This window comes from Flagellimonas pelagia (assembly GCF_003584135.1).
GTDB classification, from domain to species: domain Bacteria; phylum Bacteroidota; class Bacteroidia; order Flavobacteriales; family Flavobacteriaceae; genus Flagellimonas; species Flagellimonas pelagia.
The window spans coordinates 269,808-284,692 of the sequence record NZ_QXFI01000036.1; the positions used below are offsets into that span (position 1 = coordinate 269,808).

Consider the following 14,885-nt stretch of genomic DNA (forward strand, 5'->3'; position numbering starts at 1 on the left):
CCCCTTTTTTATGAAAACCAAAGTCTTGATGGTCTGCTTGGGAAACATATGCAGATCACCCTTGGCCGAAGGCATTTTACAATCCAAGGTTGATCCGGATACCGTTTTTGTCGATTCCGCTGGTACCGCAGGTTACCATGTGGGCAATCCTCCTGATTCCCGATCCATTGCCATGGCCAAAAAATATGGGTTGGATATCAGTCGTCAAAAATGTCGACGCTTTTCGGAAATAGACTTTTTGGAATTCGATTACATTTATGTAATGGACCGAAGCAACTTTTCCAATGTGGCCAGTTTGGCAACTACCGAACAGGAAGTCAGTAAAATAAAGCTTTTGTTGGATGAAGTTGATCTGGGTATACAAGAAGTCCCGGACCCCTATTATGGTGGCGAAGATGGGTTTGAAAAAGTCTATCAAATGATCGATAAGGCTTGTGAGGCCATCGCAAAAAAACTAAATTGAACCTATGGAAGAGGTAAAACCAGGTCTGATAGTCGGCAAAGTGTACTTGATTCCCACCACATTAGGGGACAATGCTCCTTTGGAGGTTTTACCCATTTCCGTTAAGGGAACCATAGAGCGGATTGACCATTATATTGTTGAAAATGAGAAGACTGCAAGACGTTTTATCAAAAGGGTAAGCCCCAGTAAACCTCAGCCTAATCTTAAACTACAGCCCCTGAACAAATACACCAATCCTGCGGAAATACCTTCATACTTGGATCCGTGCATCCATGGTTTCGATATTGGAGTGCTTTCCGAAGCAGGGTGTCCCGGGATTGCCGATCCCGGCTCTGAAGTGGTAAGGGTGGCCCATGAAAAAAGAATTCAAGTGGTTCCCTTGGTCGGTCCTTCCTCCATATTGATGGCCATGATGTCCAGTGGAATGAACGGGCAGAACTTTGCTTTCAATGGCTACCTCCCTATCGATCTTGCGGAGCGTAAAAATATGGTCAAGCAACTTGAAAAACTCTCTAAGGAAAAAGGGCAGACACAAATATTCATGGAAACCCCGTACCGTAACAATAAATTATTGAAAGACCTCCTCAAAATATTGCATAAGACCACCCGACTGTGCATAGCATGTGACATTACACTCCCTACGGAATTTGTACAGACCAAAAGCGTGCATGAGTGGGGAGAGATCGAACTGGACCTCGATAAAAGGCCTACTATTTATATCCTACAAGCATAAAAAAAGGCCCGAAACTTTTGTTCGGGCCTTTTACTTTTTTGGGACGTTCAATTAAACCTTGGCATTTTTCTTCTGCTCAATGTTCGAAATATCGTAACCCGAAAACTTTTTCATGTAATACGAGATACTACTTCCGTAAGCGTCCGTTACATCCTCTTTGCCATAAGAGCGCAAGTATTTCTTTACGTTTCCGGCCCCGGCCAAATGCGCCGCTGCCAAAATACCTGATTCGGTAACTTCTATCCCTCCTATCCTTTTTCCCGTAAATCGTTTGATATCCCTACGCAATATCCACTTGTTACGGGCAATATTGGTTGCAAAAGCTTTTTCTTGAAGCTCAGGGCTATCCAAAAAGGTATCCATGTTGTAGATACCCATAAGGTTAAGGGTACTACTTCCAAATTGATACTTTCCTAAATATCCCAATGTATTTACAACGTGATATCTCCCTTGGGATTCCTTAAAGGCCAGTGCCTCTTTAAAGCCATTGTAGGCCTTACCCAAAAAAGGAGGGGTTACTTCATCAACATCCAGACTCGCAATGGAATCCAGTGGTGCAAAGATTTCAGACCCGTTCTCTACCTTCAACGAATCGGGAACCGTAAAATCCCCTTTTTTCATTATGGTATATGAACCAAAACTGGTCAAAACTACGATCATGGCAAGATGTAGAGCAAAACCTATCCATCTTTTCATATAGTTCCTATTTAAGATTTCCAGACCATGGTCCAGAAATAAAATTTCGGCCGGCAAATATAGGGGGAGACTTTTTTTTAACAGTTATAAAGCTCATAAGATTTTCTTAAATAAGCCTTAAAATCCGTTAAAGCGCTGAAAATTAACGTCAATGAGTGTTATCTGAGCACTTTTTGTTCATTCAGCCATCGGGTGTACTGTACTTTATTTCGGTTGTGTTGCTCCAAGGTCTTGGCAAACATATGGTATCCGAAGTTGGAAACATCGGCTACAAAATAGAGGTAATCGTGTTTTTCGGGATTCAAAACCGCATCAATGGAAGAGATGTCAGGCATGGTGATAGGACCAGGTGGAATACCTACATATTTATAGGTATTGTAAGGGGAATCCATTTCCAAATCACGATATAAGACCCGTTTGATAATGGTATCGTAATTGCCTGTTTCCTTTTTAATGGCATAAATAACGGTAGGGTCCGCCTGAAGGAACATTCCTTTTTTAATACGATTGAGGTAAACGCCCGCCACACGGGGACGCTCATCCGGTTTAACGGTTTCCTTTTGTACAATGGCCGCCAAGGCAATCACCTGATTTGGGGTGAGGCCCAATTTTTTGGCCTTGGTCAATCGTTCCTCGTTCCAGAAGCGTTCATACTCCTTCAACATGCGGTCCCTAAAACTCTCGGCACTGGTGTTCCAGAAAAATTCATAGGTATTGGGCAAGTACATGCCCAATTTGGAATCCTCATCAAAATGGGAAGCATTCAAAAAACCCGGATCGTTGAAAGCCTGCAACAACGATACACTGTCAGCCTCAATTTGGCCAGAAATTCTTCCCGCCATGGCCGCTAGGGACTCTTGATTGTTGAAAGTCACTTGAACGGGAATATTGTTACTACGCAGGTTATTGATGATCTCGTTGTTGTTCATCCCTCTTTTCAGGGCGTATTTTCCAGGTTTGATATTGGCAATATACCCTTTACGTTGTGCTACGGCCTCAAAAGTTGATAGGTCTTTGAGCAAGGGTTGCAAGGATGCCTTCACATCGGTAAACGTAGCATCTGTAGGGATATAGACAAAAGCTTCCTCATTATTGAACTGGGTATTAGGGCTAAAAATGGCACTGTAAATTTGATATGCGATGAACCCACAGATCAATAACCCTAAAATGGCGGTGGCCCAAAGTACTCGTTTAAGATTCATCCAAATTTATCTTTTGAAACATGATTTCATTTTTGAACCCAGAACTGGTCCTGATCCATTCTTTTTTGACGCCGATTCTTTCAAATCCCATTTTTTCGAATAGGTGGATACTGGATTGGTTATCCTCTAAAATATTGGCATAAAGTTGGTGAAGGTCCAATACGGAAAAGGCATAGTTGCAAAGCAACGAAAGTGCCTCTGCCCCCACTCCCTTGTTTCGATCTTCTGGATTTGCAATCACGATACCGATACCTGCCCTTCGGTTTTTGGGGTCGAAATCGAACAGATCTATCAACCCAATACATTCCCCGTCCGCATCACAGATGCACAAACGCAGTTGTTTTACTTCATAGATATCCCTGTGGGCATTTTCCAAATAGAGTTGCAACACCTTTTTGGAATACGGTTTCAGGGTTCCGCTGATTTCCCAAATGGAGGTATCGTTTTCCAGTTGGTATAGAAAATCCAAATCGGACGGTTCCAAAGCCCGTAATACCAAATTGTCCCCTTTTAGCTTCAACATTCAATTTCTCCTTTATACACTTGTATGGCAGGGCCTTTCAAAAAAATGTTGGAATATCCCCCATTGTGTTGTTCAAAACTGATGGTCAAATCACCGCCCAAGGTATGGATATGAACTTGGTTTGCCTTGGTCTTTCCAGCGGTATACATGGCGAGGGCTACGGCGGTAACCCCAGTTCCGCAAGAGAACGTTTCCCCTTCCACCCCTCTTTCATATGTTCGCACTTGAAAGGTATCGGCATCCTGTTGCTCCACAAAGTTGATATTGCTCCCCGCTTGCCCGTAAAGTCCGTAGCGCAGTTTCTTTCCTTCTTTCTGCACATCAAAATGACCCAAGTCGTTCACCAATTGTACATGGTGGGGCGAGCCTGTATCCAAAAAACTATAGGCCGATTTTTCATGGACTTCATCTACATCCACCATTTTTAGGTTCACGATATCACCTTCAACCTCGGCATAATGCAATCCATCCACGGCATTGAAGGTGGTTTCCTTTTCCACAATACCCAAATAATGGGCAAAGGCCACCAAACACCTTCCCCCGTTTCCGCACATACTGCCCTCTTCTCCATCGGCATTGTAATACACCATTCTAAAATCGGTCGCATCGTCTTTTTCCAAAAGGATGAGCCCATCTGCACCAATGCCAAAACGGCGGTCACAAAGCTGTGCCACCAACTTGGTATCGTCTTTGGGAAACTTGCCCTCACGATTGTCCAAGATCACAAAATCGTTGCCGGTTCCTTGGTATTTAAAAAACTGTAGTTTCATCATTTGCTACAAAGGAACAAATTTAGGGCATTTTTTAAGGATTTTTTTGGAGTTAAAACAGCGTTAAACAAACAAATCAAAAAATGTATTTCCTTTAATTTTGTTAGAGCTAAATGTTAAATAATTATCGAATTATGAAGAGAATAGCCAGTTTGTTCCTAGTGTCCCTTTTTGCAGGGGCCATTACCTTAGGGGCGTACAAAATGTTTTTCGAAAAAGAAAATTACAAATGGGTGGCCACTACCCAGGAAAGCCCGATAATCAATACAAGCAACATACCGACCTCGCCGAAAGTGGCCGGAATCAATGAAGTGGATTTTACCCTGGCAGCCGAAAAAACCGTGAATTCCGTAGTACACGTGAAAAACCTGACCATGAGCAAGGGACCTACCAGTCTCTCCGACTTTTTCTATGGGTTTGAACGCCAACAGGTGCCCCAAGTGGGAACCGGATCGGGAGTAATCATCTCCCCTGATGGCTATATCGTGACCAATAACCATGTCATAGCAAACGCCAGTCAATTACAGGTTACCTTGAACAATAATAAGGAGTATGAGGCAAAAGTAATCGGCGCCGATGCGGATTACGATATTGCACTGCTCAAAATAGATACCGAGGAATCGCTGCCCTATTTGGCCTTTGGCGATTCCGACAACGCCAAGATTGGCGAATGGGTATTGGCCGTAGGCAACCCTTTTAATTTGACATCGACCGTAACTGCAGGTATTGTTAGTGCCAAAGCGCGTTCACTTTCCCCTCAGCGTTCCCAATCCTTCATTCAAACCGATGCTGCGGTGAATCCGGGCAACAGTGGAGGCGCCCTTGTGAACACCAATGGAGATCTTATCGGAATCAATACAGCCATTACCTCCCAAACCGGTTCTTATGTTGGTTACGCTTTTGCGGTTCCCAGCAATATTGCCAAGAAAGTGGTGGAGGACATTATGGAATTTGGTAACGTACAAAAAGGGCTTTTGGGCATTAAAGGAGGAGACCTTAACCCAGAGGCAGCCACTGAAATGGGCATTGATGACCTTGAAGGCGTCTACATTTCCGAAGTTACCGACGAGTCTGGTGCCGCAAATGCCGGGTTATTAAAAGGTGATATCATCAAGCAGGTGGATAACATTTCCATTCACAAGTTCTCCGAGCTATCAGGATATCTTTCCTCTAAAAGACCAGGTGATGTAGTTCAGGTCATGGTGGAACGGGATGGAAAAAATATTACTAAAAATGTCACCCTTACCAAACAGTCCAGCATCTTATTACCCACTACTGGATTTACCGTAAAAAATCTATCCAAAGAGGACATAAAGAAATTTGGGGTATCCAAAGGGGTGAAAATAACCGACGTACCCGAAGCCTACGGTAGATATGGTCTTGAAAACAAGATCATCGTTGAAGTGGATGGCAATGAAGTGAACAACATTGAGGATGCCAAAAAGTATTTCGGAGAAATCTCCAGATATGGAAGGACCAGCTTTACCATGATCAATGAAAATGGTGAAAAAGAGCATATGATCCTGCAATAAAAACGTGTGGAAAAAACACTCAAAGGCACCTTTTACAGGTGCTTTTTTTATGTTCAATTTCTTTTACGAAAACGATTGAAATATCTAATTTAGCCGAAATTTCAACCTGATCAGCGTAGTAACAATCCATGAGCGACATTAAAAATTACGAGAAAGAACTTGCCTTTCAGGCAGATAGAAGAAAAGCCACCACAGAATTCATCAAAATCATCAGCGACCTATGGTATGACAAGGCCATAGAGGTAGTGCTTTTCAAAAACCAAATCATTGATAAAAACGTCAGCGACATCATCAACCTTCATGAATATGCGGGGGAGTTCGTGCAGAAACCTATTTCCATTTTTGATTCGGTGGAAATATTGAGGGCCATCAACGACATCAACCTACCTCCCGCAAAACTGGACATTGGCAAATTGACCTACGAATACCACTCCGATGAAAACAACGACCTGAATGTAAAGGCCTTTGTTATTGATAAATTGAAGGATGCACAGACCTCCAAGGCCATTAAACCCAAAGATGTGGTCCTGTATGGGTTTGGAAGGATTGGAAGACTTGTGGCCAGGGAACTAATGGCCAAAACCGGTAGGGGTAGTCAACTTCGATTGCGAGCTGTTGTGGTACGAGGCGAATTGACCCCGGAAATGCTGGAAAAAAGAGCCGCGTTGCTCAAGACCGACTCCGTACACGGACAATTTACGGGTACGGTGGATGTGGATGCCAAAAATCAGGCCCTGATCATAAACGGGACCACGGTCAAATTCATCAGTGCTAACAAACCTGAGGACATCGATTATACCAAACACGGTATATACAATGCCTTGATCATAGACAATACCGGAGCTTTCCGAGACCAAAAATCCCTTGAGCGCCATCTGGAAGCCAATGGGGCAGGAAAAGTTTTGCTCACCGCACCCGGCAAAGAGGTTCCAAACATAGTACACGGTGTAAACCACAAAAACTTTGACCCCGACAAAGTCAAAATTTATTCCGCAGCATCATGCACCACAAATGCCATCACTCCTATTTTAAAGGTCATCGAGGATTCATTGGGCATTAAAAAAGGGCACTTGGAAACCATCCACGCCTACACCAACGACCAGAATTTGGTGGACAACATGCACAGCAAATATCGACGTGGCCGTGCCGCCGCCCTGAACATGGTCATTACCGAAACAGGTGCAGGAGAAGCGGTTGCCAAGGCCTTGCCTTCCCTAAAGGGAAAACTGACCTCGAATGCCATCAGGGTTCCCGTGCCCAACGGTTCCTTGGCCATTCTTCATCTGGAGGTCAAGAACAAAACATCCAATGAAGGCATCAATACCATTTTAAAAAAATATGCCTTGGAAGGCGATCTTGTGGAACAGATAAAGTATTCGTTGAGCAATGAATTGGTTTCCTCGGACATTGTAGGAACTTCTGCCCCCTCTATTTATGACAGCAAGGCCACCATCGTTTCTGCAGATGGAAAAAGCGTGGTCCTATATATATGGTACGATAACGAATATGGATATTCACACCAAGTTGTACGGCTTGCGAAATATATCGCCAAAGTTAGGCGTTATACGTATTATTAAAGATCGGGTAGCCCGAAAAGAACCTTTCACGAATCAGGTTTTTCTTTTGATTTTTGGTTTATTGGTGTACTTTCGCCTTACCCTTAATCTAAATTTTACGAGAATCTATTTGACCATGAAGCATTTACAAGTTTTATTAGCCCTAGCCCTACTTATCCCAATTTTAAGCCTAAAAGCCCAAGAAGACGACACGTCCGAGTCATCCGATACCACCTTGAAGGGACAGTTTGAGGAGTTGGAACGAAAGTCCACCAATTACAAATCTACCAATGGGGTGGCCTACGAGGTCATCAAATTATCGAGTCTCAACGAAATCAAAAGGAATATTTTTGATACCATCAGTACGGCCAACAAAACCATCAAGGACCTTTCCGGGACCATCACGGCCAACAATGCGGAGATCGAGGACCTGAACAATAAACTTCAGGATGCCACCAACAAGCTCAATAACGTTACTGAGGAAAAGGACAGCATTTCCTTTTTCGGGGCCTTGATCAGCAAGGGAGCCTATAACCTCATCCTATGGTCCATCATCTTTGGACTTTTATTGTTGCTACTATTCTTCATTTATCGATTCAGGAACAGTAATTTTTTGACACAGCAGGCCAAATCTGCCTTGGCTGAACTGGAAGAGGAATATGAAACCCATCGCAGACGCGCCTTGGAACGCGAGCAAAAGATAAGCCGCCAATTACAGGACGAATTGAACAAGCAGAAAAAATCATAATCCATGGCTTCCTTCGGGAAGCCTTTTTTATGGTCCGATGTTGTTGCAGCTTTCCTTACTTTTGGGGCGAAATAAAATTCAGGAACCATGTCCATGCGGATTGACATCATCACAGTGCTCCCCGAACTTTTGAAAAGTCCTTTTGAAGCTTCGATATTGAAGCGGGCCATTGAAAAGGATTTGGTCGAAATCCATATGCACAATTTAAGGGATTACGCCACCGGAAACTATCGCCAGATTGATGATTACCAGTTTGGAGGTGGGGCCGGTATGGTAATGATGGTGGAACCCATCGATAAATGCATCTCCCAATTACAAGCTGAACGGGAATACGATGAAATCATCTACATGACCCCAGATGGCACTACCCTGAACCAAAGGACAGCAAACGAACTTTCCCTGAAAGGCAACATGATCATCCTATGTGGACATTACAAAGGTGTGGACCAAAGGGTCAGGGATATGTTCGTGACACGTGAAATTTCGATTGGTGACTATGTGCTTTCGGGAGGTGAACTGGCCGCTGCCATCCTTTGCGATGCGGTAATCCGCCTCATTCCCGGTGTTTTGAACGATGAGACATCTGCCCTCACGGATTCATTCCAGGACAATCTTCTGGCTCCCCCAGTGTATACCAGACCTGCGGAATATAAGGGAAGGGAGGTTCCCAAAATCCTATTGAGCGGAAACCTGCCCGAAATTGAAAAGTGGCGGGAACAACAGGCCTTGGAACGTACCCAAAAAAGAAGGCCCGACCTCTTGGAATAGAAATTCCTTTCAAAAAATACAAAACACCTTGCTATTTCTAAATATTGCATTACTTTTGCAATCTCAAAATCAACCTCTGACGAAATACGTGAAAGTTGGTTCTGGTAAACGCTAAAAAAACAAACAATGGAATCCTTAATAAAATTTGTTGAAGACGAATTTGTTCCAAAAAAAGAATTTCCAAAATTTTCATCAGGTGACACCATCACCGTGTATTATGAAATCAAGGAAGGTGAAAAAACACGTACCCAGTTCTTCAAAGGAGTTGTGATCCAACGAAGGGGAAGCGGTGCCACCGAAACCTTCACCATTCGTAAAATGTCCGGTACCGTTGGGGTAGAAAGGATTTTCCCTATCAACATGCCAGCTTTGCAACGAATCGAAGTAAACAAAAGAGGCAAAGTACGTAGATCCAGAATCTTCTACTTTAGAGGTCTTACCGGTAAAAAGGCCCGTATTAAAGAAGTTAGGGGCTAATCCACTAGTTCCGAAATTGTAAAAAGCACCCAAAAATGGGTGCTTTTTTTATGAACAATTGTTAATAACCTTGGTTCATACTTTGTTGATTTTAAATCCATTACAAAATTTGTTTTTTTCATTCTTTGTCCTACTTTAGTCAAAGAAATATGAAAGTGATACCATCACGGACATGTTTCAAATTTTAAAGTTGACGTTCTTTAAAAGCTGGTATTTCCCTTTTAATTGGTAACACTACTGATCACAAAAGGAATTTCAAATTGGAACAGGATTTCGGTCAGGTTCAAGGAGAAATAGTAAATTTTATGTGCGAACGGGAAGGCAATTTCTCGTTTTGATAAAGTTTAGGAAAACATCAGTAAACTTTGTAACACGGAGCCCGATCGCAAGATGGGTTAACCGGGCAAAGAAAACGTTGAAGGGACATAAGATGCAATCTCAGGATTGCGGTTTTGTAGCAACACAGAACAAATCTTTTGCTCCCATCCTGAAAGCCATATCTGTGTGAAAACAAAGATATGGCTTTTGTTTTTTTGTTATAATCCGCGCCTATCGCCTATATTTAGCCATTCCATAGGTACCGCACCGTACATAAATTGTATATTTGCACCGCTCAAACATAACACATATAAATGGCTAAAATTTTTTACACCAAAACAGACGAGGCTCCCGCCTTGGCCACTCTATCTTTCCTACCCATTGTTAAATCCTTTACCGAAACTGCCAATATTGCCATAGAGACCAAAGACATCTCATTGGCCGCAAGGATTGCCGCCGTGTTTCCGGAATACCTAAAGGACGACCAAAAGGTTTCCGATGATCTGGCCATTTTGGGAGAACTTGCCAAAGCCCCCGAAGCCAACATCATAAAATTGCCCAATATCAGTGCTTCCATCCCACAGTTGAAGGAAGCCATTGAAGAGCTACAGAAAAAAGGGTATAATCTTCCCGATTACCCAGATGATGCCAAATCCGATGAGGAAAAAGCCATAAAGGCCAAATACGACAAGGTGAAAGGTAGTGCCGTAAATCCTGTGTTAAGGGAAGGCAATTCGGATCGTAGGGCGCCAAAGGCCGTAAAAAATTATGCCAAGGCACATCCCCATTCCATGGGAGCATGGTCATCCGATTCAAAGACCCATGTCGCCACCATGAGCCATGGCGACTTCAAATCCAACGAAAAATCGCTTACCACGACTGAAGCCTGTGATATCCGTATCGACTTGGTGGACAACAAGGGTGATGTTACGGTTTTGAAAGACAAGATTGCCCTTCAAAAAGGAGAGATCATTGACGCCACGGTGATGAGCAAAAAGGCGTTGGTGGAATTCTTCACCAAGGAAATCGAAGACGCACGTAAAAACCATTTGTTGCTTTCGCTACACTTCAAAGCGACCATGATGAAGGTTTCCGACCCTATCATCTTCGGACATGCGTTGAAAGTATATTTCGCAGAGCTTTTTAAAAATTACGGAGACACTTTCGAAAAATTGGGCATCAACGCCAATAATGGCCTTGAAACCCTTTTGGATAAGATAGGACAACTGCCAGAGGACCAGCATAACGAAATCAAAGCTGCCATTGCCAAGAGCATTGAAAACGGCCCTGACTTGGCCATGGTGAATTCCGATAAAGGCATTACCAACCTACATGTCCCTAGCGATGTGATCATTGATGCCTCCATGCCGGCCATGATCCGTAATTCAGGAAAAATGTGGGACAAAAACGGGGAGCTTCAAGATACCAAAGCCATCATCCCTGATAGCAGCTATGCTGGGGTTTATCAGGCCACCATTGACTTTTGTAAAGTAAATGGTGCGTTTGACCCCACGACCATGGGTACTGTTCCCAATGTGGGCCTAATGGCGCAAAAAGCAGAAGAGTACGGTTCCCACGACAAGACCTTTGAAATTTCAACGGCAGGCACCGTGAAAGTGGTGAACATGGCCACTGGCGAAACCTTGATCCAACACCATGTGGAAGAAGGAGATATTTGGAGAATGTGCCAAGTAAAGGATGCGCCTGTGCAAGACTGGGTGAAATTGGCGGTTTCCCGTGCAAGGGCCACCGATACCCCGGCCGTATTTTGGTTGGACGATGAAAGGGCCCACGATGTGGAACTGATCAAAAAAGTAAACGTTTACCTGAAGGATTACGATACCAACGGATTGGACATCCGAATCCTTTCACCCACAGAGGCTACCAAATTCACCCTAAAACGCATGAAAGAAGGCAAGGATACCATTTCGGTTTCCGGAAATGTGTTGAGGGACTACTTGACCGACCTTTTCCCTATTTTGGAAGTAGGTACCAGTGCCAAAATGCTTTCCATTGTTCCCTTGATGAACGGCGGTGGATTGTTTGAAACAGGTGCGGGCGGTTCTGCGCCTAAACACGTGGAGCAGTTCTTGGAAGAAGGTCACTTGCGTTGGGATTCCCTTGGGGAGTTCTTGGCTTTGGCCGTTTCTCTAGAGTTCTTCAGTGAAAAGAACAACAACAAAAAAGCCCAGGTTTTGGCCGATGCATTAGATAAGGCCACGGAAGAGTTCTTGAACAACGACAAATCCCCTTCCAGAAAAGTCAATGAAATAGATACTAGGGGAAGCCATTTTTATTTGACACTCTATTGGGCCGAGCAATTGGCAACCCAGAACGACGATGCGGAACTAAAAGCCATATTCACTAAGGTGCATAAGGAGTTGTCCGCCAACGAAGCCAAAATTGCCCAAGAATTGATTGATGCCCAAGGGTTGCCTGTTAATATTGGAGGGTATTATCTTCCGGATGCTGATATGGCCTCAAAAGCGATGCGTCCCAGCGCAACATTGAACAAAATCCTGGATTCGATAGCCAAATAGGCTACAGGAATATAGATTTACTACTGATGAATGGGTGCAACTTCCTTTTATAGGATTGCACCCATTTTTTGTTCCCATATTCTGTTAAAAAAGATGGAAGCTTCCGAATTGATTTTCTCTTACGCACCTGAATTTGTACTTTTAGAAAAACCAATCAAATGCCCAGACACCATCTTGCATTTTTGCTGGCCCTGTTTGGGCATTTTTTTGTGCTTCAGGCCCAACAAAAATTCACCTTGAGCGGCACCGTTTCAGAGGCCGTGAGCAATGAGAGTTTAATAGGGGTGACCATTGCCGTACAGGAACTGAAAACAGGTACAACAACGAACGAATATGGGTTCTACTCCATCACCCTGCCCAAAGGAGAATATCGTATCACCGTATCTTATTTAGGGTTTCAAGAAATTTCCAAAACCATCAGTCTAGCTCGTGACCTTAAAAAAGATTTCAACCTTGTTGAAAAAGCTGAGGAATTGGAGGAAGTGGTAGTAACCGATGATGTGGAGCGGCTCGATATTCGAAAACCCCAAATGAGCGTGAACACCCTTGCCGCGCAGACCATTAAACAAATCCCTGTGGTGCTTGGAGAAGCAGATGTGATCAAATCACTGTTACTGCTCCCCGGGGTCACCAGTGCAGGCGAAGCTTCTTCAGGGTTTAACGTAAGGGGTGGTGCCGCGGACCAGAACCTTATTTTATTGGATGAGGCCACCGTGTTCAACTCTTCCCATTTATTTGGATTCTTTTCGGTCTTCAACCCTGATGCCATCAAAGATGTAAAATTGTTCAAGGGAGGTATTCCGGCGCGGTATGGTGGACGGGTATCCTCCGTGTTGGAAATATTTCAAAAGGAAGGGAATAGCAAGGACTTTAAAGTAAGCGGCGGTATCGGTGCCGTGGCCAGTAGATTGCTTTTGGAGGGGCCCATTCAAAAGGACAGAACCGCCTTTTTGGTTGGCGGCCGGGCTTCGTATGCCCACCTCTTCCTCCCCTTGTTCGATGTGAACAACAAGGCCTATTTCTATGACCTGAACACCAAAATCAACCACAAGATCAACGAAAACAACAGCATTTTTCTTTCCGGATATTTTGGTCGAGATCTTTTTAGCATCAACGAAAAATTCATCAATACCTACGGGAACGCGGTGGGAAACTTCAGGTGGAACCATTTGTTTTCCGATAGACTGTTTTCCAATCTTTCCTTGATCTATTCGGATTACTATTATGGCCTAGAGCTTGATTTTGTGGGATTTGAATGGGATTCTGGCATCCAAAACTTTAACCTCAAGTACGACTTGAAGCATTATCTCAGTGATAAGTTGCAACTCAATTACGGCATCAACAATACCTATTACGTTTTCAATCCGGGGAAGATTAAGCCCAACAGTCCCGACTCAGGCATTGTTGAGGAGCAACTCACAAAAAAATATTCTAACGAAAACGCCGTCTATATCGATGTGGAGCATACCATCTCCGAGAATTTGAGCATCGAATACGGTCTCAGGGTAAGCCAGTTCAACCGACTGGGACAGGACGAATTCTACGTATATCAAAACGATAATCCCGTGGAATTTGACCCCTTCACCTTGGTGTATCGCGAAGCGGAACCCATTGATACCATACATCCAGGAAAAGGAGGAACCCTTAAAAAGTTTTTGAACCTGGAGCCCCGGGTGGCCGTCTCCTACAGTTTCAACGACAAAAATTCGGTAAAGGCAAGCTATACGCGGTTGGCGCAATACCTCCATCTACTGTCCAACACGAGCTCCCCTACTCCCTTGGATGTTTGGACACCCAGCGGCCCTTTTGTGGAACCCCAACTACTGGACCAATATGCAATGGGATATTTTAGGAACATAAAAAATGGGGACTTTACTTTTGAAACCGAAGCCTTTTACAAAGAGATCCAAAACAGGATCGATTATATAGACGGTGCCAACCTGATTGCCAACAACGCCATAGAACAGATCATCCTGAATGGCGAGGCACGGGCCTATGGGCTTGAATTCCTGATTAGGAAAAATGCGGGCAGATTGAAAGGCTGGTTGGCCTATACCCTCTCCCGATCGGAGCAAAGAACCCCGGGAAGGGACCTAGACTTCGATACTGGGCGCTCCAACTTGGAAACCGGCATCAATTTAGGAGAATGGTACAGTACACCCTACGATAAGACCCATGATCTTGCCCTTTATGGCAGTTATGATTTGAATGAAAAATGGAATTTCAATGCCAATTTTATCTTTCAAACGGGGCAACCCACCAATTATCCCATAGGTCAGTTTGAGTTTGAAGGAGTTACCGTTCCTTATTACGGAGAGAGAAACAAAGAACGATTGCCAAACTATCATAGGCTGGACATCTCGGCCATATTGACCCCAAAGCGTAATACAAGGAAAAAAGTACAGTCGCAATGGGTTTTCAGCATCTATAATGTTTATAACAGAAAGAATGCAGCTTCCATCAATTTTAGGGAAAATGAGGATACGGGCAGGAACGAGGCGCTGCGCACCTCCATTTTTGGTATTATCCCATCCATAACCTACAACTTTAAATTTTAGC

13 protein-coding genes are annotated in these 14,885 nt (G+C 43.8%); 9 read left to right on the forward strand and 4 right to left on the reverse strand.

Going from position 1 to position 14,885, the window contains the following annotated elements:
* Positions 1-10: 10 nt before the first annotated feature.
* Positions 11-463, forward strand: coding sequence for a low molecular weight protein-tyrosine-phosphatase (locus tag D2V05_RS18250; RefSeq protein ID WP_119648945.1), 453 nt, complete (start codon positions 11-13; stop codon positions 461-463).
* Between the two features lie 4 nt (positions 464-467).
* Positions 468-1,196 (forward strand): SAM-dependent methyltransferase, encoded by a 729-nt coding sequence (locus tag D2V05_RS18255; protein ID WP_119648947.1) that lies wholly within the window; start codon positions 468-470, stop codon positions 1,194-1,196.
* Positions 1,197-1,247: 51 nt separating this feature from the next.
* Here D2V05_RS18255 and D2V05_RS18260 read toward each other — a convergent pair whose 3' ends face one another.
* The 4 genes from D2V05_RS18260 to dapF all read right to left on the reverse strand — a co-directional run bounded on the left by D2V05_RS18260 (position 1,248) and on the right by dapF (position 4,387).
* Positions 1,248-1,892, reverse strand: coding sequence for a lysozyme family protein (locus D2V05_RS18260; protein WP_119649397.1), 645 nt, complete (start codon positions 1,890-1,892; stop codon positions 1,248-1,250).
* A gap of 158 nt (positions 1,893-2,050) precedes the next feature.
* Positions 2,051-3,094, reverse strand: a complete 1,044-nt coding sequence (gene mltG, locus D2V05_RS18265; protein WP_119648949.1) for an endolytic transglycosylase MltG — start codon at positions 3,092-3,094, stop codon at positions 2,051-2,053.
* On the reverse strand, positions 3,084-3,617 hold the full coding sequence (locus tag D2V05_RS18270; RefSeq protein WP_119648951.1) for a GNAT family N-acetyltransferase: 534 nt from the start codon (positions 3,615-3,617) through the stop codon (positions 3,084-3,086). Before D2V05_RS18270 ends, mltG begins: the two co-directional genes overlap by 11 nt.
* The gene (gene dapF, locus D2V05_RS18275; RefSeq protein WP_119648954.1) at positions 3,611-4,387 is read right to left on the reverse strand and encodes a diaminopimelate epimerase; all 777 of its coding nucleotides are present in this window, start codon (positions 4,385-4,387) and stop codon (positions 3,611-3,613) included. Before dapF ends, D2V05_RS18270 begins: the two co-directional genes overlap by 7 nt.
* Before the next feature lie 134 nt (positions 4,388-4,521).
* Here dapF and D2V05_RS18280 point away from each other — a divergent pair, with 134 nt between their 5' ends.
* The 7 genes from D2V05_RS18280 (at position 4,522) to D2V05_RS18310 (ending at position 14,884) form a co-directional block, all read left to right on the forward strand.
* Complete coding sequence (locus D2V05_RS18280; RefSeq protein WP_119648957.1) at positions 4,522-5,919, forward strand: trypsin-like peptidase domain-containing protein; 1,398 nt, start codon at positions 4,522-4,524, stop codon at positions 5,917-5,919.
* A gap of 128 nt (positions 5,920-6,047) precedes the next feature.
* A complete protein-coding gene (locus D2V05_RS18285; protein WP_119648959.1) occupies positions 6,048-7,496 on the forward strand; it encodes a glyceraldehyde-3-phosphate dehydrogenase in 1,449 nt (482 codons plus the stop codon).
* A gap of 115 nt (positions 7,497-7,611) precedes the next feature.
* Positions 7,612-8,223, forward strand: coding sequence for a tRNA (guanine-N1)-methyltransferase (locus D2V05_RS18290; RefSeq protein ID WP_119648962.1), 612 nt, complete (start codon positions 7,612-7,614; stop codon positions 8,221-8,223).
* Positions 8,224-8,316: 93 nt separating this feature from the next.
* Positions 8,317-8,991, forward strand: coding sequence for a tRNA (guanosine(37)-N1)-methyltransferase TrmD (gene trmD / locus D2V05_RS18295; RefSeq protein WP_119649399.1), 675 nt, complete (start codon positions 8,317-8,319; stop codon positions 8,989-8,991).
* Positions 8,992-9,117: 126 nt separating this feature from the next.
* Positions 9,118-9,468, forward strand: coding sequence for a 50S ribosomal protein L19 (gene rplS, locus D2V05_RS18300; protein ID WP_119641308.1), 351 nt, complete (start codon positions 9,118-9,120; stop codon positions 9,466-9,468).
* A 632-nt stretch (positions 9,469-10,100) separates the two neighbouring features.
* The gene (locus D2V05_RS18305) at positions 10,101-12,326 is read left to right on the forward strand and encodes an NADP-dependent isocitrate dehydrogenase (RefSeq protein ID WP_119648964.1); all 2,226 of its coding nucleotides are present in this window, start codon (positions 10,101-10,103) and stop codon (positions 12,324-12,326) included.
* A gap of 158 nt (positions 12,327-12,484) precedes the next feature.
* Positions 12,485-14,884 carry a TonB-dependent receptor gene (locus D2V05_RS18310; protein ID WP_119648966.1) on the forward strand — a complete coding sequence of 800 codons (2,400 nt, stop codon included), beginning with the start codon at positions 12,485-12,487 and terminating at the stop codon, positions 14,882-14,884.
* Position 14,885 lies beyond the last annotated feature (1 nt).

Excerpts from the sequence above, each read along its gene's own strand:
- D2V05_RS18250 (WP_119648945.1), top strand. The coding sequence starts at position 11 with ATGAAAACCAAAGTCTTGATGGTCTGCTTGGGAAACATATGCAGATCA.
- D2V05_RS18255 (WP_119648947.1), top strand. The coding sequence starts at position 468 with ATGGAAGAGGTAAAACCAGGTCTGATAGTCGGCAAAGTGTACTTGATT.
- D2V05_RS18260 (WP_119649397.1), bottom strand. The coding sequence starts at position 1,892 with ATGAAAAGATGGATAGGTTTTGCTCTACATCTTGCCATGATCGTAGTT.
- mltG (WP_119648949.1), bottom strand. The coding sequence starts at position 3,094 with ATGAATCTTAAACGAGTACTTTGGGCCACCGCCATTTTAGGGTTATTG.
- D2V05_RS18270 (WP_119648951.1), bottom strand. The coding sequence starts at position 3,617 with ATGTTGAAGCTAAAAGGGGACAATTTGGTATTACGGGCTTTGGAACCG.
- dapF (WP_119648954.1), bottom strand. The coding sequence starts at position 4,387 with ATGAAACTACAGTTTTTTAAATACCAAGGAACCGGCAACGATTTTGTG.
- D2V05_RS18280 (WP_119648957.1), top strand. The coding sequence starts at position 4,522 with ATGAAGAGAATAGCCAGTTTGTTCCTAGTGTCCCTTTTTGCAGGGGCC.
- D2V05_RS18285 (WP_119648959.1), top strand. The coding sequence starts at position 6,048 with ATGAGCGACATTAAAAATTACGAGAAAGAACTTGCCTTTCAGGCAGAT.
- D2V05_RS18290 (WP_119648962.1), top strand. The coding sequence starts at position 7,612 with ATGAAGCATTTACAAGTTTTATTAGCCCTAGCCCTACTTATCCCAATT.
- trmD (WP_119649399.1), top strand. The coding sequence starts at position 8,317 with ATGCGGATTGACATCATCACAGTGCTCCCCGAACTTTTGAAAAGTCCT.
- rplS (WP_119641308.1), top strand. The coding sequence starts at position 9,118 with ATGGAATCCTTAATAAAATTTGTTGAAGACGAATTTGTTCCAAAAAAA.
- D2V05_RS18305 (WP_119648964.1), top strand. The coding sequence starts at position 10,101 with ATGGCTAAAATTTTTTACACCAAAACAGACGAGGCTCCCGCCTTGGCC.
- D2V05_RS18310 (WP_119648966.1), top strand. The coding sequence starts at position 12,485 with ATGCCCAGACACCATCTTGCATTTTTGCTGGCCCTGTTTGGGCATTTT.